The organism is Jatrophihabitans sp. sgz311053 (genome assembly GCF_056135305.1).
The window spans coordinates 42,924-61,566 of sequence record NZ_JBWAXP010000004.1; the positions used below are offsets into that span (position 1 = coordinate 42,924).

Here is an 18,643-nt window from a genome sequence, read left to right on the forward strand (position 1 = left end):
CACGCACCCGCCACACCTCGCAGGATCCGGCAAGGGGAAGACTCCCCATCGTGGCTCCCACCCCCAGCGCCGGTCTGCTGCTCTGGCACCCACAACCGGCTGCCCCCGGCGGCATCGAGGTGCTCCTCGCCCACATGGGCGGTCCGCTCTGGGCGCGCAAGGACGAGCGCGCCTGGTCCATCCCCAAGGGGGAGTACCTGCCCGAGGAAGACCCTCTCGACGCCGCTTACCGGGAGTTCGCCGAGGAGCTCGGCTCCCCCGCACCCGCCGGCGACCCGGTACCGCTCGGCGAGGTCACACAGCGCAACGGCAAGATCGTCAGCGCCTGGGCGCTCGAGGGCGACCTCGACGTCACGACCGTCGTCAGCAACACCTTCGAGCTGGAATGGCCGCCGCGCTCCGGTCGGCGGCAGAGCTTCCCCGAGGTGGATCGCGCCGAGTGGGTCGACCTCGACACCGCCAACGTGAAACTCGTCGCTGCCCAGACCGCGTTCCTCGACCGCCTCCGCCGGGTAACCCATTAGGTGAGTTGTCCACAATCTTCGACAGAGAGGAGACCGCGCCCATGACGCAGGTCACCGCTTACCAGACTCCCGCCGCCAAGGCCCCGTTCGAGAAGGCCACCATCGAGCGGCGCGAGGTCGGCCCCCACGACGTCCGCATCAAGATCGCCTACGCCGGCATCTGCCACAGCGACATCCACACGGCGCGCGACGAGTGGGGCGAGGCGATGTACCCGCTCGTCCCCGGCCACGAGATCGCCGGTGTCGTCGAGGAGGTCGGCGCCGAGGTCACCGGCTTCAAGGTGGGCGATCACGCCGGCATCGGCTGCATGGTCGACTCCTGTCGCGAGTGCGAGAACTGCAAGAACGACGAAGAGCAGTTCTGCCTCAACGGTGGGATGACCGGCACCTACAACGCCATCGACCGGGTCGAGGGCAAGCCGACCGCCGGTGGCTACAGCACCGAGATCGTCTGCGACGAGCGGTTCACGCTGCACATCCCGGAGAACATCCCGCTGGACCAGGCCGCCCCGCTGCTCTGCGCCGGCATCACCACCTACTCGCCGCTGCACCGCTTCGGCGCCGGCCCCGGCAAGAAGGTCGCCGTCGTGGGCATGGGCGGGCTCGGCCACATGGCCGTCAAGATCGCTGACGCCATGGGGGCCGAGGTCACCGTCCTGTCGCAGACGACGAACAAGGAGGAGGACGGCAAGAAGTTCGGCGCGAAGGAGTACTACGCCACGAAGGAGCGCGAGACCTTCAAGAAGCTCGCCGGCACCTTCGACCTCATCATCAACACCGTCTCCGCGCAGCTGCCGATCGAGCAGTACCTGTCGCTGCTCAAGACGCACGGCACGCTGGTCAACGTCGGCGCCCCGGCCGAGAAGATGGAGGTCAACGCCTTCGGCCTGCTCTCCGGAGGCAAGCGCTGGGCAGGCTCCATGATCGGCGGCATCAAGGAGACGCAGGAGATGCTGGACTTCTGCGGCGAGCACAACATCGGCGCCACCGTCGAGGTCATCCCGGCCAGCAAGATCGACGAGGCGTACGACAACACCGTGGATTCCAAGGTGCGCTACCGCTACGTCATCGACATCGACACCATGCGCGACTGATCGTCCCCGCACGTCACGAGGCCCCCACCGCATCGGGTGGGGGCCTCGTCGTTTCTCACGGCAGCAGCACGATCTTTCCGCGGGTGTGGTTGCGTTCGAGCTCGGCGAAGGCGTCCCGGACCTCGGCCAGCGGATAGGTCGCCGCGATCGGCAGCTCCAGCCGGCCGTCGGTGAGCCGCTCGACCAGAGCCGACATGTCGGCGCGGTTCGCCCCCTGGGCGTTGCCCTCGGCCTTGAGGCCCGGCACCCGCTCCAGCGCGGGGAAATCGGCGATGGTGTCGATGCGGCCGGCCTCGACCCCCAGCTCGAGGGCAAGGTCGACGTAACCGGTGCCGACCGTGTCGACGAACGCGGCCACCCCGGCTGGCGCGGCTGCCCGGATCCGCTCCGCGACCCCATCGCCGTAGGCGATCGGGACGACGCCGTAGCCGCGGAGCCAGTCGTGGTTGTGCTCGCTCGCCAACCCGATCACGGTGGCTCCCCGTTCGACGGCGAGCTGGACGACCAGACCGCCGACACCGCCGGCCGCGCCAGCCACCACCACGGTCTCCCCCTCCCGCAGCTCGACGGCCCGGGTCGCCGCCCAGGCCGTGGCGCCGGCGACGAAGAGCGCCCCCGCCTGCTCCCACGGCAGGCTCGCCGGCTTGGGCAGGAGCTGCTCGGCCGGCACGGCCGCGTACTCCGCGTGGCTCGACCGGGTGTCGACCCAGCCCAGCACCTCGTCCCCGGCGGTGAAGCCGTAGCCGTCGGCGACAACGGTCCCGGCGAGATCGCTGCCCTGCCCCGAGGGAAAGGTGGAGGGAAACATCTCCGCGAGCACCCCCGCCCGGATCTTCGCCTCGCCGGGATTGATGCCGGCTGCCCGGACGCGGACGAGGACCTCGTCCGCGCCGGGGACGGGGCGCTCCACCTCTCGGACCTCGAGGACCTCCACACCCCCGAACCGGTCGTAGCGCACTGCCTTCATCGTCGACTTCTCATCGTTGGTCATGGCAACAGCCAACACCGGCGGCGGCAGACGCTCCATGCTTGAAAGCGCCAGATATTTGTGTCAACGTCCAAGCCCATGGACGTCCTGACAGACCTGCTGCAACGTTCCCGTGCCCGCGGCGCCGCCTTCTCACGCAGCACGCTGCACGGCGACTGGGGCATCGAGTTCCCGATGGCCGGAGCGCTCGCCATTCACGCGATCGTCGACGGCGAGCTGGTGGCATGGACCGCCGACACCGCCGACGATCCGATCCGCGTGGCCGGCGGCGATGTCGTGCTGCTGCGCGCCAACCCGCACTTCCTCGCCGCCGCGCCGGGGCAGTCGACGGTGCCCTTCGCCGATTTCCTGCAGCGCGCCTGCGGCGGCGAGGAGCCTGCGTTGCACGTGCGCAGCGGCGACCCGGACGACGGCCCGGCCGCAGAGTTCTGCTGCGGCGCGTACATGTTCGAAGGCGATCTGTCGCGACCGCTGCTCGACGCGCTGCCACCGCTGGTCCGACTGCGCCCCACCGCAGGCAGCCCGCTGCGCCTGACCATCGACCTGCTCGCCGCCGAGATGCTCGGCGGCGGACCGGGCCAGCAGGCGCTGCTGGACCGCCTGCTCGACGTCGCGCTGGTCCAGGCGCTGCGCACGTGGTTCGGGACGGCGAGCGAGGTCCCCGGCTGGTTCCGCGCCATGGACGACCCCGGCCTCGGCGCGGCACTGCGGGCCGTCCACGCCGACCCTGCCCGATCCTGGACGGTGAACGAGCTCGCCGGGATCGCCCACGAGTCGCGATCGGGCTTCGCCCGACGCTTCGCCGAGGTCGTCGGCGCCCCACCGTTGGAGTACCTCACCGAGTGGCGGATCGCGCTGGCCAAGGAGCAGCTGCGCGACGGCACCGAGGGCCTGGCCGCCATCGCCGCTGCGGTCGGCTACGCCTCGGAGTTCTCGTTCGCCTCCGCCTTCAAGCGGCGCGTCGGGATGGCTCCGGGGCAGTGGCGACGGGCAGCAGCGCGGCCAGGCGCCGGGCCGTCGGTCGCGTCCTCCCCGTCTTAGCGAGGGGGCGCGGTCAGCGGCAGTGCTGCGAGTAGTAGGTCGACACCCGCACCGAGGCGATCCGGACCTTGCTCGCCACGTCGGCCGAGGTCTTGTTCTGCATCACGTCGAGCAGGCTGCGGTTGAGCAGCTCGGCGTCGGCCTTGATGGCAGCCGGCGCGACCTCGCTCACTCGTTCCAGCAGCGTGCGGGCCGCCGACAGATTGGTGCGGGCGGCAGCGGCGGTCTTGGGGTTGTAGACGCTGCAGAACAGCTTGTCGCTGCCGCTCGCCTGCGCGGCCGTGGAGCCGGCGGCCGAGGTGCCCGTCGTGGCCGGCGACGTGACCGACGAACCCGACGCCGTCGTCGAGGCCGGCTTCGGTGCGGACGAGCCTGCGGGCGAGCTGGAGTCGCTGCCGCAGGCGGCGAGCGCGGTGGTGAGCACGAGCAGCGCTCCGGCCGTGAGCGATCGGCCGAAGGTGGAACGCGGTGACACTAGCCCTCCCGGGACAATTCAATTGCGAACGGCTTACTCCGTACGCGAAGACTGCCCATAGAGATACCAGTAAGCGCCCGCCACGAAGACGGCTGCCCCCACCGCGTTGCCGAGGAATGCCCACACCAGGTTCAGGACCATCGCGCCCCCGGTCAGCCCGGTGTTCTCGAAGATCGCCAACGGCAGGAAGAACATGTTGGCGACGACGTGATCGAAGCCGAGGGCGACGAAGGCGGTGATCGGGAAGACGATCGCGAGGATCTTGCCGCCGACCGTGGTGGCGGCCAGCGCCAGCCAGACGGCGAGGCAGACCAGCCAGTTGCAGCCCAGCGCCCGCAGGAATTGCTCGACGTGGGTCTCGGTCATGCCCTTGCCTGCGGCGATGGCCTGCAGCCGGGTCCACGACGCACCCGCGGTCCCCGGCGCTCCCTTGGCGATCACGCCGGTCTTGTCGGCCAGCACGTAGGCGACGAAGAGCGATCCCGCGAGGTTGCCGATCGTCACCCACAGCCAGTTGAGCAGCATCTTGGCGACGGTCACCTGCTTGGCGAAGACCGCCAACGGCACCAGCGCCATGTTGCCGGTGAGCAGCTCCGCCCCGCCGACCACCACGAGGATCAGGCCGAGGCTGAAGACCAGCCCGGTGACCACCGTGATCAAGCCGCCCCAGGTCTCGGGGTTCAGCCCGGAGGAGGCGACGACGGCGAGCAGGGCGCCGAAGGCGATGTACGCCCCGGCGAGGAACCCGCCGACCAGTGCCTTCGGCGCGGAGAGGTTGGCCTTGGCGGTTCCGCTCTTGACCGCGAGCGCGGTGATCTCCGGCGGCGCATTGAAGCTCATCTCCGCCCCTTACCCGTTGCACAGTGTTCGCGAACCGCACGAGAAGCGCTGCAACCGGATACGGCGTCCGATCCGAGGGGTAGCGTGCGGAACGTGACCCTTGGCAAGGCGTTCCTCGGCTGGCCGGTCGTCCGGCAGCTCACCGGCACCGACCGACTGGGGCGTGGCACGGCCGCGCAGTCGGCAGCCACCCGCGAGAAGGTCGCCCGGACCGAGACGGCCGACAAGGTCGTCAAGAGCGTCTGCCCCTACTGCGCCGTCGGCTGCGGGCAGAACATCTACGTCAAAGACGGCCGAGTCACCCAGATCGAGGGCGACCCGGATTCGCCGGTGAGCCGCGGCCGGCTCTGCCCGAAGGGCTCGGCCAGCGAGCAGCTCGTCAACTCCCCCGGCCGGCAGACCGCGATGCTCTACCGGCGGCCGGGCGGCACCGAGTGGGAGCCGCTGGACCTCGAGACGGCGACCGACATGATCGCCGACCGCATCCTCGAGACCCGGTCGCGGACGTGGCAGGAGACCGACGGCGGCGACGTCGTCAACAGGACGTTGGGGATCGCAGCCCTCGGCGGCGCGACCCTGGACAACGAGGAGAACTACCTCATCAAGAAGATCTTCACCGCGATGGGCGCGGTGCAGATCGAGAACCAGGCCCGTATTTGACACTCCGCCACCGTCCCCAGTTTGGGGGCCTCGCTCGGGCGCGGCGGCGCCACCAGTTTCCAGCAGGACCTCGCCAACAGCGACTGCATCGTCATCCAGGGCTCGAACATGGCCGAGTGCCATCCGGTCGGGTTCCAGTGGGTGATGGAGGCCAAGGCACGCGGCGCCACGGTGATCCACGTCGACCCGCGCTTCACCCGCACCTCGGCGGTCTCGGACCTGCACGTGCCGCTGCGCGCCGGCAGCGACATCGTCTTCCTCGGCGGGATCGTCAAGTACATCCTCGACAACGAGCTGTGGTTCGACGAGTACGTGAAGGCATACACCAACGCCTCGACGATCTTGCGTGAGGACTTCCAGGACACCGAGGACCTGGACGGGCTCTTCTCCGGCTACGACCCCGAGACGAACACCTACGACACCACGTCCTGGCAGTACGAGGGGGTCGACGAGGTCGCCGCCGGCGGGCAGCGCGACATCGCCGACGTCCGCAAGGACGACGACGGGGATGCCGAGCCGGGCGACACCCGCGGCGAGGACGACCAGTCCCGCAAGGATCGCGAGGCGGCCTACGAGCTCGGCGGGCACGGCGCCTCGCTGCACCACGCCGAGATCGAGCGGGACGACACGCTGCAGCACCCGCGCTGCGTCTTCCAGGTGCTCAAGCGGCACTACGCCCGCTACACCCCGGAGATGGTGGCCGAGACCTGCGGCGTCCCGGTCGAGACCTTCCTCAAGGTCTGCCAGGCCGTCACCGCCAACAGCGGCCGGGAACGGACGACCTCCTGGGTCTACTCCGTCGGGTGGACGCACCACTCCGTCGGCATCCAGTACATCCGCGGCTCGGCCATCATCCAGCTACTGCTGGGCAACATCGGCCGCCCCGGCGGCGGCATCCTCGCCCTGCGCGGGCACGCCAGCATCCAGGGCTCCACCGACATCCCGACACTGTTCAACCTGCTGCCGGGCTACCTGCCGATGCCGAAGGCGGGCGAGCACGACACCTTCGACGACTACGTCGCCACTATCACCTCGCCCGCGCAGAAGGGGTTCTGGGCCAACGCGCGCGCGTACTCGACCTCGCTGCTCAAGGCGTACTGGGGCGACGCGGCAACGGCCGAGAACGACTACGCCTTCGGGTACCTGCCGCGCATCAACGACGACCACGGCACGTACCGCACGGTGATGGACATGCTCGACGACAAGGTCGAGGGGTACTTCCTGCTGGGGCAGAACCCTGCTGTGGGATCGGCCCACGGGCGCATGCAGCGCCTCGGCATGTCCCATCTCAAGTGGCTGGTCGTCCGCGACCTGAACATGATCGAGTCGGCGACGTTCTGGAAGGACGGCCCGGAGATCGAGACCGGCGAGCTGAAGACCGAGGACATCCAGACCGAGGTCTTCTTCTTCCCCGCCGCCTCGCACGTCGAGAAGGACGGCACCTTCACGCAGACGCAGCGCATGCTGCAGTGGCACCACAAAGCCGTCGAGCCACCGGGCGACTGCCGCAGCGAGCTGCACTTCTTCTTCCACCTCGGCCGCAAGCTGCGCGAGCGTCTCGCCGGCTCGACCGAGCAGCGGGACCGTCCGCTGCTGGACCTCACCTGGGACTACTCGGTCGACGAGAAGGGTGAGCCGTCCGCCGAGGACGTGCTCAAGGAGATCAACGGCTTCCACCTCACCGGCGAGAAGGCCGGCCGTCCGCTCAACTCCTTCACCGAGATGAAGGACGACGGCTCGACCTCCGGCGGCTGCTGGATCTACACCGGCGTCTACGCCGACGACGTGAACCAGGCCGCGCGCCGCAAGCCCGGCCGGGAGCAGGAGTGGACCGCCCTGGAGTGGGGCTGGGCCTGGCCGGCCAACCGCCGCACCCTCTACAACCGTGCCTCGGCCGACCCCGAGGGGCGGCCGTGGAGCGAGCGCAAGGCCTACGTCTGGTGGGACGAGGAGCAGCAGAAGTGGACCGGGCACGACGTCCCGGACTTCATCGCCGACCGCCCGCCGTCCTACCGCCCGGAACGCGGCACCGGTGGGGTCGACGGCCTCGCCGGTGACGACGCCTTCATCATGCAGGCCGACGGCAAGGCGTGGCTCTATGCTCCGGCCGGCCTGCTGGACGGTCCGCTGCCGGCCCACTACGAGCCGGCCGAGTCGCCGGTCCGCAACCCGCTGTACTCGCAGCAGGCCAACCCGACTCGCGAGGTCTTCCGGCGCAAGGACAACCTGCAGAACCCCTCGCCGCCGGAGGCGAACAGCGACGTCTTCCCCTACGTCTTCACGACCTACCGGCTCACCGAGCACCACACGGCCGGGGGGATGAGCCGCTGGCTGCCCTACCTGTCGGAGCTGCAGCCGGAGTTCTTCTGCGAGATCTCGCCGGAGCTGGCACGCGAGCGCGGCCTGGAGCACCTCGGCTGGGCCACCATCGTCACGGCCCGGACCGCGATCGAGGCCCGGGTGCTGGTGACCGACAGGATGACGCCGCTCACCGTCGCCGGCAAGGTCGTGCACCAGGTCGGCCTGCCGTACCACTGGGGCGTCGGCTCGTCGGCGCTCGTCACCGGCGACTCGGCCAACGACCTCTTCGGCGTGACGCTGGACCCGAACGTGCACATCCAGGAGTCCAAGGTGGCCTCCTGCGACATCCAGCCCGGCCGCCGCCCCACCGGACCCGCTCTGCTGCGCTACGTCGCGGAGTACCAGAGCCGGGCGGGTATCACGATCGAGACCGGCAACCACGAACTGACCCCGACGGAAGGCCCCTCGTGACCTCGCAGTTCCACGGGCCCGACCCCCACGTCGCGCAGCGCTCCGGCTGGGAGGAGCCGCCGCCGCGCAAGGGCTTCTTCACCGACACCTCGATCTGCATCGGCTGCAAGGCCTGCGAGGTGGCGTGCAAGGAGTGGAACGGCGTCCCGGACGACGGCTTCAATCTCCTCGGGTCGTCCTACGACAACACCGGTGCCCTCGGCGCCTCGACGTGGCGCCACGTGGCCTTCATCGAGCAGCCCAAGACCCTTCCCGGCGTCGACCCGGGCCTGGCCGGCCTGCCGGTCGGGCCGCCCGCGACGGACGCGCTTAACAAGGCTGCGGACGAGGCCCTCAGCGGCGACCGCTCCATGCTCGGCTCCGACACCACGAAGGTCTCGCTGGGCATGCCGGGGACGGCCCTGCCCGGCGCCGTCGATCCGGACGGCAAGCGCACCGAGTTCCGCTGGCTGATGAGCTCGGACGTCTGCAAGCACTGCACCCATGCCGCCTGCCTGGACGTCTGCCCCACCGGCTCGCTCTTCCGCACGGAGTTCGGGACGGTGGTGGTCCAGGACGACATCTGCAACGGCTGCGGTTACTGCGTGCCGGCCTGCCCCTTCGGCGTCATCGACCGGCGGGTCGGCGAGAAGGGGACCAAGAACGTCGGCATCGCCCAGAAGTGCACGCTCTGCTACGACCGGCTGCAGGCCGGCGAGCAGCCCGCCTGCGCCAAGGCCTGCCCCACCCAGTCGATCCAGTTCGGCGACCTCGACGAATTGCGCGAGCGTGCGCAAAAGCGGGTGGACGCGCTGCATGAGCGGGGGGTGTCCTCGGCCCAGCTCTACGGCGAGTCGCCGGACGACGGCATCGGCGGCGCCGGCTCGATCTTCCTGCTGCTGGATCAGCCCGAGGTTTACGGCCTGCCGCCGGACCCCGTCGTCACCACCAAGGACCTCCCCACCATGTGGCGCAAGGCAGGCCTGGCCGCGGTGGGACTGCTCGCCGCCGCCGCCGGCGCGTTCCTGGGTGGTCGCTCGTGACCGACACCCGGCCGCGGCGCCGCAAGGGCGGCCGCGGCAGGGCGGGCGGCGATGGCGCGCCCGTCGTCCCGGATGTCGAGTTCACCTCCTACTACGGCCGGCCCGTCCTCAAGGCCTCGCCGTGGGAGGCCGACATCCCGGCCTACCTCTTCCTCGGTGGCCTGGCGGCGGGGTCGTCGCTGCTCGGCGCCGGTGCCGACCTGACGAACCGCCCGGCGCTGCGGCGCACCGGCCGGCTCGGCGGGCTGGTCGGCATCTCGATCTCCTTCGCCGCGCTGGTCCACGATCTCGGCAAGCCGGCGCGATTCGTCAACATGCTGCGGGTCGCCAAGCCCACCTCCCCCATGTCGGTGGGGACCTGGATCCTCTCGGCGTACGGTCCCGCCGCCGGCATCGCCGGTGCCGCCGAGCTTGCACCGGTGCTGGACGCGGTGCTGCCGCGCAAGCTGCGCTGGACGACGCGGCTGCTGCGCGCGCTGGCCCGTCCGGCCGGGCTGGGCGCCGCCCTCACCGGCCCCGCCGTCGCGTCGTACACGGCGGTGCTGCTGGCCGACACCGCGACCCCCGCCTGGCACGAGGCGCACCGCGAGCTGCCCTTCGTCTTCGTCGGCTCGGCCGCCGCTGCCTCGGGTGGCCTGGGCATGATCGGTTCGCCGGTCGCCCAGGCCGCCCCGGCCCGGCGCCTGGCGATCACCGGTGCCGTTGCCGAGCTGGCCGCCGAGCATCGGATGGAGCAGTCCATGGGTCTCGCCGCCGAGGCGCTGCACCAGGGACGCGCCGGCAAGCTCATGCAGGCGAGTAAGGCGCTCACCGCCGGCGGAGCGCTGCTGGCCGCCGTCGCCGGACGTCGTTCCCGCCTCGCCTCCGCCGTCGCGGGCGCCGCGCTGGTGGCCGGCTCGGCCTGTACCCGCTTCGGCGTCTTCGAGGCCGGCCAGGACTCGGCCCGGGACCCGAAGTACACGATCGTCCCGCAGCGGGAGCGGATCGAGCGCGGCGAGACCGCGGGCTCGTAGTTCGATACGCCCCCCGCCTGTGGGGCCAGGGCAGGCGAGGGGCGGTCAGCGCACCGTGACGACAGCCTCGCCGCGCACGGTGGTCTCGCCGACGACGGGGTAACCCGGCACCTCACCCACGACGAGCAGACCACCGCTGGTCTGCGCGTCGGCGAGCAGTAGCAGCTCGTCCTCGTCGACCGAGGAGGCGAGCTGCGGCCGCACCCAGTCGAGGTTGCGCTTCGTCCCGCCGCTGACGAAGCCGTCCCGCAGCGCCTCGCGGGCGCCGTCGAGGTACGGGACGGCCGCCGCCTCGATCGTCACCGAGACGTTCGAGGCCCGCGCCATCTTGTAGAGGTGGCCGAGCAGGCCGAAGCCGGTGACGTCCGTAGCAGCGCGAGCGCCGGCGGCAAGGGCCGCGACCGATGCCTCGGCGTTCAGCGCGGTCATCGATGCGATGGCGTGGGCGAACACCTCACCCGTCGACTTGTGACGGTTGTTGAGCACCCCGACCCCGAGCGGCTTGGTGAGGGTGATCGGCAGACCTGCCTCGGCCGCGGCGTTGCGCAGCAGCCGCGCCGGGTCCGCGGTGCCGGTGACGGCCATGCCGTACTTGGGCTCCGGATCGTCGATGCTGTGCCCGCCGCCGACATGACAGCCCGCCAGCCGGGCGATGTCCAGGCCGCCGCGCAGCACCTCGCGCAGCGCCTCACCGGGCAGCACGTCGCGCGGCCAGCCGACGAGATTGACGGCGACCAGCGGACGGCCACCCATGGCGTAGACATCGGAGAGCGCATTCGCCGCGGCGATGCGGCCGAAGTCGTACGGATCGTCCACGACCGGGGTGAAGAAGTCGGCGGTGGTGACGACCGCGGTGGTCTCGTCGAGCCGGACCACCGCGGCGTCGTCACCGTCGTCCAGGCCGACGATCACGTCCGGACCGTCGTCGCCGAGCAGGCCGGCGACGATCTCCTCCAGCTCGCCAGGCGGGATCTTGCAGGCGCATCCCCCGCCGTGGGCGTACCGGGTGAGCCGCAGCGGTGCGTCGGTGATCGTCACCGGATCGACCGTACGTCAGGCCGGGTAGTGGGTGTCGCTGGGTTCGGGATCGGTCCGTTCGTCGTCGCCCGGTGGCACCTCGAGCTGCTGCTCGACCACGTCGGCCTCGTCGGCCTCGCGATCGATCGTCGGTTCGCTCATCGTTGCTCCCTTCGTGCGGCTCCGGTCAACGTCGGGATACCCGACAACCTCGATTATGTGCACAGATCTTTGGAACTATTGGTGCATAGTGGGCAGCCAGATACCGGCAGCCCCGGAAGGGCCCCTCATGATCATGGCGGTCATCGTCGGCGCGATTATTGGTGCGATCGTCGTCGGGCTCGCCTGGCTCGAGACGACGACATGGGCAGCCGAGCGGCTGCCGGAGCGCCTTCGCGGCGGCATCGCACCTGCGCTCTATGGGATCATCGGCGTGATCGGGTCCGCAGTTGTCGCCGACGCGACCGGCACCGACTCGTGGACGCTGTTCTTCGTTCAGCTCGCGGTGTCGACAGCCGTGTTCGTGACACTGGGGTGGCCGCTGCGTTCGCGCCTGCGCACCCGCGGGTAGCGTTCGCTGCGGAGGCGTACAGGTGTCTGGTGGCCCTCCCGGTCTTCAAAACCGGTGGAGCCGAGCAACTCGGTTCGGCGGGTTCGATTCCCGTCCGTCTCCGCCAATCCGACCCCGCGGAGGCAGCGTGACCGATCCGAGACGCGCCGTGCCGCGGACGGACGCGGTCCTCGCCGATCCGCGGCTGGTGTCGGCGGCCGAGCGCCTGGGCCGCGCCGAGGTGAAGCTGGCCGTCACCGCCGCCCTCGACGCGGTGCGGCACGGCGAGGCCCCGCCCGAAGCCGCGGCAGACCTCGCGCTGCGCCGGCTGCCCGAGCCGCCCCGCCGGGTGATCAATGCGACCGGCGTCGTCCTGCACACCAACCTCGGCCGGGCGCCACTGTCGCCGCGAGCGGTGGCGGCCGCCGCCCAGGCCGCCGGTTACACCGATGTCGAGTTCGACCTCGCCGACGGTCGACGGGCCACCCGTGGTCGCGGCGCGCTGGCGGCGCTGCAGGCGGCGGTCCCGGACGCCGGCGCCGTCCTCGCCGTCAACAACGGGGCGGCGGCGCTGGCGCTGGCGACCACCGCCCTCGGCGCCGGCCGGGAAATCGTGATCAGCCGCGGCGAGATGGTGGAGATCGGGGACGGCTTCCGCCTCCCCGACCTGATCGAGTCCACCGGCACGCGGCTGCGCGAGGTCGGCACGACCAACCGCGTCACCGCAGCCGACTACGCGGCGGCCATCGGGGACGCCACCGGCGCCGTCCTCAAGGTCCACCCCAGCAACTTCCGCATCGAGGGTTTCACCGGCAGCGTGCCGGTGCGCGAGCTCGCGCGGCTCGGTCGGCCCGTGATCGTCGACGTCGGCAGCGGCCTGCTGGCACCGCACCCGCTGCTGCCCGACGAGCCGGACGTCACCACTGCCCTGCGCGCGGGGGCCGCCGTGGTCACCTGCAGCGGCGACAAGCTCCTCGGCGGGCCGCAGGCAGGGCTCCTCTTCGGTGACGCCGACGTCCTGGCCGCGCTGCGCCGGCATCCGCTCTACCGGGCGTTCCGGCTGGACAAGGTCACCCTGGCCGCCCTCGAGGCGTCGGTGCGCGAGGAGCGGACCCCGACGTGGCAGGCGCTCACCGCCGAGCCCGACGGCCTGCGGCGACGCGCCGAGACGATCGCCACCGCCGTCGGGAATGAGACGCCGGCCGAGGTCGTCCCCAGCGATGGGGCGGTCGGCGGCGGCAGCGCCCCCGGCCTCGCCCTGGCGGGGTGGGCCGTGGCGGTGGCGCAGGACCTCGCGGCGCCACTGCGCACCGCGCACCCCCCGGTGGTCGGCCGGGTCACCGACGGCCGGCTGCTGCTGGACCTGCGCTGTATCGCCCCCTCCGACGACACGGCCGTCGTCGCCGCGATCCGGGCTGCCTCGGACGCATGCACGTAGTCGCCACCGCCGGCCACGTGGACCACGGCAAGTCGACCCTGGTCCGCGCCCTCACCGGACGCGAGCCCGACCGGCTCGCCGAGGAGCAGCGCCGCGGCCTCACCATCGACCTCGGCTACGCCTGGACAGCGCTGCCGTCCGGCGAGCAGATCGCCTTCGTCGACGTGCCGGGGCACCAGCGCTTCATCGGCACCATGCTCGCCGGCCTCGGTCCGGCCCCGGCGGTGATGTTCGTGGTCGCGGCCGACGAGGGCTGGTCGCGGCAGTCCGACGAGCACCTCGCCGCCGTCGCGGCACTGCGCGTCCGGCACGGCGTGCTGGCGGTGACCCGCTCGGATCTCGCCGATCCGGCGCCGGTGCTGGCCGACGCCCGCCGGCGGCTGGACGAGGCAGGCCTCAACCCGGTGGCCGCCGTCGGGGTCTCCGGACGGACCGGCTCCGGCCTGGACGAGCTGCGCCTGGCCCTCGACACCCTCGTCGCCACACTCCCCGCACCCGACGTCCACGCACCCATCCGGCTCTGGCTCGACCGGAGCTTCAGCGTGCGCGGCGCCGGAACGGTCGTCACCGGCACGCTCGCCGAAGGTAGCGTCGCGGTCGGCGACGTCCTGGAGCTGCGGGGACGGCGGGTGACGGTGCGCGGCGTGCAGTCGGCCGAGCAACGACTGGACCGGGTGGCGGCGGTGGCCCGGGTCGCGCTCAACCTGCGTGGCGTTCCGGCCGACGAGCTCGGCCGCGGCGAGGTCCTGCTGACTCCGGACACCTGGTGGCACACCGACTGCGTGGACGTCCGCCTCACCCCGGCCGGACCGCAGCCGGCGGAGCTGATGCTGCACGTCGGTACCGCCTCGGTGCCGGTGCGGTTGCGACCGCTGGACGACGAGCACGCGCGGCTGACGCTGACCGCGCCGCTGCCGCTACGCGCCGGAGATCGCGCGGTTCTGCGCAATCCGGGGGCGCAGGCGGTCGCCGCCGGCGTTCTCGTCCTCGACGCCGACCCGCCCCCACTCGACCGGCGCGGCGCCGCCACGGCACGAGCAGCCGAGCTGGCCGCCGCCGGGGAGCGTCCGGACCCTGCCGCCGAGCTGCGCCGGCGCGGCGCGATGCGGCGCGACCATCTCGCCCGGCTCGGCCTCACCCTCCCCGACGACGCGGTCGAGCACGCGGCATGGGTCGTCGACCCGGACCGCTGGCAGCGGTGGCGCGACGCGCTGCCGTCCGTGCTCGATGCCCGGGCCGCGGCCGAGCCGCTGGACCCCGCCCCGACCCTTGCAGCCGTGCGCGATCTGCTCGACCTCCCCGACCCCTCTCTCGTCACCCCGCTGGCTGCCGACGCCGGGATGCACGTCGCCGAGGGACGGGTGACGCGCCCCGACGCCGCGCCCCGGCCGGTACCGGCCAATGTCCGTGCCCTGCTCGATCGGCTCGCCGCCACCCCCTTCGCCGCTCCCGAGCGCGACGACCTCACCCGGCTCGGCCTCGGCCGTCGCGAGCTTGCCGCGGCGGTCAAGGACGGCACCCTGCTCGTGCTCTCGGCCGACACCGGCGAGGTCGTGCTGGCCCCGGACGCACCGCAGCGGGCCCGCGCACTGCTCGCCGAGCTGCCGCAGCCCTTCACCACGAGCCAGGCCCGACAGGCCCTCGGCACGACGCGACGGGTCGCCATCCCGCTGCTGGAACACCTCGACGCGATCGGGGTGACCACGCGCCCGGATGCCGGGTCTCGTACGGTCGTGGCGTGAGCACCCCAGATCCCGCCGTGACGGCCCGGCTCGCCGGGCTGCGCGACAGCATCGACAACCTCGACGCCGCACTCGTCCACCTGCTGGCCGAGCGCTTCAAGCTCACCCGCACCGTGGGTCAGCTCAAGGCCGACGCGGGACTGCCTCCGGCGGACAAGCAGCGTGAGGAGCGGCAGATCGCCCGGCTGCGCTCGCTGGCCGACGAATCACACCTCGACCCGGCCTTCGCTGAGGCCTTCCTGAACTTCATCGTCGCCGAGGTGGTGCGCCACCACGAGGCGATCGCGCGTGAACGCAGCTGACATCGGGCATCCTGGTCCGGTGCCTCTCGGACTCCCTGACGCGATCACGACCTGCCTGTTCGACCTCGACGGTGTCCTGACCGACACCGCGGCCGTGCACCGAGCGGCGTGGAAGGCGACCTTCGACCCGATCCTCGCCGACCACGACCAGAGCGAGTTCACCGACTCCGACTACGCGCGCTACGTCGACGGCAAGCCGCGGCTGGACGGCGTCCGCGACTTCCTCGCCTCCCGCGACATCGACGTCCCCGAGGGCACCGACAGCGACGGCGCCGACGATCTCACCGTCAACGGCATCGGCACCAAGAAGAACGAGGACGTCCTGGCCCGCATCAAGCGCGACGGCGTCAAGGTCTTCGAGGGCTCACGCCGCTACCTCGAGGCCGCCCGCGACGCGGGCCTGCGGCGGATCGTGGTGTCGTCCAGCGCCAACACCAAGGACGTCCTCGAGGTCACCGGACTCGCCGAGCTGGTCGAGGACCGCGTCGACGGCGTCACCATCAAGCAGACCGGCATCAAGGGCAAACCCGCCCCGGACTCCTTCCTGGCCGGGGCCGAGAAGGCCGGCGCGGAACCTTCGGCGGCCTGCGTCTTCGAGGACGCGACCTCCGGTGTGGAGGCGGGCAAGCGAGGCAACTTCGGCTACGTCGTCGGCGTCAACCGCTACGGCGACGACCATGCGAACGATCTGCGGGACAACGGCGCGAGCGTCGTCGTCTCCGACCTGGGGGACCTGCTGTGAGCCACGACATCACCGACCACTCCCCCCGCGACGGCCGTTTCCCGGTCGATCCCTGGCTGGTGCGCGAGGTCGGTCTGGACCAGCGCTTCCTCGGTCAGTCCGAGTCGCTCTTCGCCCTCTCCAACGGCCACATCGGCCTGCGCGGCAATCTCGACGAGGGTGACCCGAGCGGGCTGCCGGGCACCTACTTGAACTCGTTCTACGAGAGCCGCCCGCTGCCGTACGCCGAGGCCGGCTACGGCTACCCGGAGTCCGGCCAGACCATCCTCAACGTCACCAACGGCAAGCTGATCCGGCTGCTGGTCGACGACGAGCCGCTCGATCTGCGCTACGGCACCATCGAGAGCCACGAGCGGGTGCTGGACATGAAGCGCGGCATCCTCGAGCGCGATCTGATCTGGGCCTCCCCCGCCGGCACCCGCATCCGGCTGCGCAGCAGCCGCCTGGTCTCGCTGCGGCACCGCTCCATCGTCGGCATCCGCTACCGCGTGCAGGCGCTGGACTCCGCCGTCCGCGTCGTGGTGCAGTCCGAGCTGGTGGCCAACGAGCGGCTGCCGAAGCAGTCCAAGGACCCCCGCGTCGCGGAGGTGATCAAGAACGCGCTGAAGCCGGTCGAGCGCGGCGGCTCGGGCACTCGCGCCTACCTGATCCACCGCACCGCGGGCAGCAAGCTGCAGATGGCCGCCATGATGGACCACGCCATCACCACCCCGGACGACAGCGGCACCGAGCTGGAGGTCCACGACAACTGGGCGCGGCTGATGTTCCCGTCGCACCTGGCGGCGGGTCAGGAGCTGGAGCTCACCAAGGTCATCGGGTACGGCTGGTCGAGCCAGCGCTCCACCCCGGCGCTGCGTGACCAGGTCAGCGCCGCCGTCGTCAGTGCCCTCTACGCCGGCTGGGACCTCCTCGAACGCGAGCAGACCGAGGACCTCGCCGAGTTCTGGGACGCCGCCGACGTGGTGATCGACGGCGACGACGAGCTGCAGCAGGCCGTCCGTTTCGGCATCTTCCACAGCTACCAGGCCGGTGCCCGCGCCGAGCAGCGCGCGATCCCGGCCAAGGGCCTCACCGGCCCCGGTTACGACGGCCACGCCTTCTGGGACACCGAGATGTTCGTGCTGCCGCTACTCACCGCGGTGGCGCCGGAGTCCGCCGCCGACGCGCTGCGGTGGCGCGCCTCTACCCTGGATTTGGCGAAGGAGCGCGCAAACACGCTCCGGCTGCGGGGCGCCACCTTCCCGTGGCGCACCATCCGCGGTCAGGAGTGCTCGGCCTACTGGCCGGCCGGCACCGCCGCCATGCACGTCAACGCCGACATCGCCGCGGCGATCACCCGCTACCTGCGCTGGAACGACGACGAGGTCTTCGAGCGCGAGGTTGCGCTGCCGGTCCTCGTCGAGACCGCCCGGATGTGGATGTCGCTGGGCTACACCGGCAACGACGGCGCCTTCCACATCGACGGTGTCACCGGTCCGGACGAGTACAGCGCCATCGTCCACGACAACACCTACACGAACCTGCTCGCGGCGCAGAACCTCGCGGCCGCGGCGGCCACCGTCCACAACAACGGGCAGGCGGCCGCCGCCTACGGCGTCACCGACGACGAGCGGTCGACCTGGCTGCGGACCTCGGAGATCGTCGCCATGCCTTTCAACGCGGCCTTGGACGTCTACGAGCAGTCGCGCGGCTACACCTCCCTGGAGGTCTGGAACTTCGACCGGTCGGCGAAGTACGACGACTACCCGCTGCTGCTCAACGCGCCGTACTTCAACCTGTACCGGATGCAGGTCGTCAAGCAGTCCGATCTCGCGCTGGCCCTGCACTGGGCCGGCGACTGCTTCACCGCCGAGGAGAAGGCGAAGGCCTTCGCCTACTACGAGCCGTTGACGGTGCGCGACTCGTCGCTGTCGGCCTGCACCCAGGCCGTCGTCGCCGCCGAGGTCGGGCACCTCGAGCTCGCGACCGACTACCTGGCCGAGGCCGCGCTGATGGACCTGCACGATCTGAACCGCAACGGCAGCGACGGCCTCCACATCGCCTCGCTGGCCGGCGGCTGGATCGCCGTCGTGGCCGGTTTCGGCGGGCTGCGTGACTACGGCGATCGGCTCACCTTCCGGCCGCAGCTGCCGCCGGCGTGGAACGCCCTGCGCTTCGGGGTCCGCTACCGCGGGGCGAAGCTGCACGTCGCCATCGACCGCGACACCGTCACCTACACCGTGGACGGCGAGGGCGCCGTGCCCATCACCCACCTCTCCGACAACGGGGACCGAGAGGACTTCACCGTCAACGGCACCGAGGCCGTCACCCGGCCGTGGCAGCCGGTGAAGCCGCTCACTCCGCGACCCCGGCAGCCCAAGGGTCGCGAGCCCCACCGCGCCGTCGCCCGCGACGCCGGCGGCACCGCGGGGTAGCGGTCAGGG

General features: G+C 71.4%; 17 protein-coding genes and 1 tRNA gene. 13 read left to right on the plus strand and 5 right to left on the minus strand.

The annotated features are described in order from the left end of the window. The first annotated feature begins 50 nt into the window (after nucleotides 1–50). Entirely contained in the window at nucleotides 51–524 is a 474-nt protein-coding gene (locus AC0NZQ_RS21180) for an NUDIX hydrolase (RefSeq protein WP_474532098.1), read from the plus strand. A 41-nt stretch (nucleotides 525–565) separates the two neighbouring features. Further along, a complete protein-coding gene (locus tag AC0NZQ_RS21185; protein WP_474532101.1) occupies nucleotides 566–1,618 on the plus strand; it encodes an NAD(P)-dependent alcohol dehydrogenase in 1,053 nt (350 codons plus the stop codon). Nucleotides 1,619–1,673: 55 nt separating this feature from the next. Here the strand turns inward: AC0NZQ_RS21185 and AC0NZQ_RS21190 are convergent, their stop codons facing one another. Next, nucleotides 1,674–2,609, minus strand: coding sequence for an NADP-dependent oxidoreductase (locus tag AC0NZQ_RS21190; protein WP_474532102.1), 936 nt, complete (start codon nucleotides 2,607–2,609; stop codon nucleotides 1,674–1,676). Nucleotides 2,610–2,684: 75 nt separating this feature from the next. Here AC0NZQ_RS21190 and AC0NZQ_RS21195 point away from each other — a divergent pair, with 75 nt between their 5' ends. Next, entirely contained in the window at nucleotides 2,685–3,647 is a 963-nt protein-coding gene (locus tag AC0NZQ_RS21195) for an AraC family transcriptional regulator (RefSeq protein WP_474532103.1), read from the plus strand. 13 nt (nucleotides 3,648–3,660) lie between these two features. Here AC0NZQ_RS21195 and AC0NZQ_RS21200 read toward each other — a convergent pair whose 3' ends face one another. Beyond that, nucleotides 3,661–4,122 (minus strand): hypothetical protein, encoded by a 462-nt coding sequence (locus AC0NZQ_RS21200; RefSeq protein WP_474532104.1) that lies wholly within the window; start codon nucleotides 4,120–4,122, stop codon nucleotides 3,661–3,663. A 33-nt stretch (nucleotides 4,123–4,155) separates the two neighbouring features. Beyond that, nucleotides 4,156–4,962, minus strand: a complete 807-nt coding sequence (locus tag AC0NZQ_RS21205) for a formate/nitrite transporter family protein (protein ID WP_474532105.1) — start codon at nucleotides 4,960–4,962, stop codon at nucleotides 4,156–4,158. Nucleotides 4,963–5,055: 93 nt separating this feature from the next. Between AC0NZQ_RS21205 and fdh the strand changes: the two genes are divergently transcribed. From fdh to nrfD, 3 genes are read left to right on the plus strand one after another with little or no spacing between them, the layout of a single operon-like run. Beyond that, entirely contained in the window at nucleotides 5,056–8,394 is a 3,339-nt protein-coding gene (gene fdh, locus AC0NZQ_RS21210) for a formate dehydrogenase (RefSeq protein WP_474532106.1), read from the plus strand. Further along, entirely contained in the window at nucleotides 8,391–9,416 is a 1,026-nt protein-coding gene (locus AC0NZQ_RS21215) for a 4Fe-4S dicluster domain-containing protein (RefSeq protein WP_474532107.1), read from the plus strand. Before fdh ends, AC0NZQ_RS21215 begins: the two co-directional genes overlap by 4 nt. Then, nucleotides 9,413–10,429 (plus strand): NrfD/PsrC family molybdoenzyme membrane anchor subunit, encoded by a 1,017-nt coding sequence (gene nrfD, locus AC0NZQ_RS21220; RefSeq protein ID WP_474532108.1) that lies wholly within the window; start codon nucleotides 9,413–9,415, stop codon nucleotides 10,427–10,429. Before AC0NZQ_RS21215 ends, nrfD begins: the two co-directional genes overlap by 4 nt. 45 nt (nucleotides 10,430–10,474) lie before the next feature. Here nrfD and selD read toward each other — a convergent pair whose 3' ends face one another. Continuing rightward, complete coding sequence (selD, locus tag AC0NZQ_RS21225; protein ID WP_474532109.1) at nucleotides 10,475–11,467, minus strand: selenide, water dikinase SelD; 993 nt, start codon at nucleotides 11,465–11,467, stop codon at nucleotides 10,475–10,477. Between the two features lie 15 nt (nucleotides 11,468–11,482). After that, nucleotides 11,483–11,608, minus strand: coding sequence for a hypothetical protein (locus AC0NZQ_RS21230; RefSeq protein ID WP_474532110.1), 126 nt, complete (start codon nucleotides 11,606–11,608; stop codon nucleotides 11,483–11,485). 127 nt (nucleotides 11,609–11,735) lie between these two features. On the opposite strand from AC0NZQ_RS21230, the gene AC0NZQ_RS21235 reads away from it, so the two are divergent. The 7 genes from AC0NZQ_RS21235 to AC0NZQ_RS21265 all read left to right on the plus strand — a co-directional run bounded on the left by AC0NZQ_RS21235 (nucleotide 11,736) and on the right by AC0NZQ_RS21265 (nucleotide 18,634). Continuing rightward, nucleotides 11,736–12,017, plus strand: a complete 282-nt coding sequence (locus tag AC0NZQ_RS21235) for a hypothetical protein (protein WP_474532111.1) — start codon at nucleotides 11,736–11,738, stop codon at nucleotides 12,015–12,017. Nucleotides 12,018–12,027: 10 nt separating this feature from the next. Continuing rightward, a tRNA-Sec gene (locus AC0NZQ_RS21240) sits at nucleotides 12,028–12,123 on the plus strand. A gap of 21 nt (nucleotides 12,124–12,144) precedes the next feature. Further along, nucleotides 12,145–13,434 carry an L-seryl-tRNA(Sec) selenium transferase gene (selA, locus tag AC0NZQ_RS21245; RefSeq protein WP_474532112.1) on the plus strand — a complete coding sequence of 430 codons (1,290 nt, stop codon included), beginning with the start codon at nucleotides 12,145–12,147 and terminating at the stop codon, nucleotides 13,432–13,434. After that, on the plus strand, nucleotides 13,425–15,176 hold the full coding sequence (gene selB, locus AC0NZQ_RS21250) for a selenocysteine-specific translation elongation factor (RefSeq protein WP_474532113.1): 1,752 nt from the start codon (nucleotides 13,425–13,427) through the stop codon (nucleotides 15,174–15,176). Before selA ends, selB begins: the two co-directional genes overlap by 10 nt. After that, a complete protein-coding gene (locus tag AC0NZQ_RS21255) occupies nucleotides 15,173–15,478 on the plus strand; it encodes a chorismate mutase (RefSeq protein WP_474532114.1) in 306 nt (101 codons plus the stop codon). The genes selB and AC0NZQ_RS21255 overlap by 4 nt, the downstream gene beginning before the upstream one ends. Nucleotides 15,479–15,497: 19 nt before the next feature. Then, nucleotides 15,498–16,220: an HAD family hydrolase gene (locus tag AC0NZQ_RS21260; protein ID WP_474532115.1), complete on the plus strand. Its 723-nt coding sequence runs from the start codon at nucleotides 15,498–15,500 to the stop codon at nucleotides 16,218–16,220. Further along, nucleotides 16,217–18,634, plus strand: coding sequence for a glycoside hydrolase family 65 protein (locus AC0NZQ_RS21265; RefSeq protein WP_474532116.1), 2,418 nt, complete (start codon nucleotides 16,217–16,219; stop codon nucleotides 18,632–18,634). The genes AC0NZQ_RS21260 and AC0NZQ_RS21265 overlap by 4 nt, the downstream gene beginning before the upstream one ends. Nucleotides 18,635–18,643: the final 9 nt, after the last annotated feature.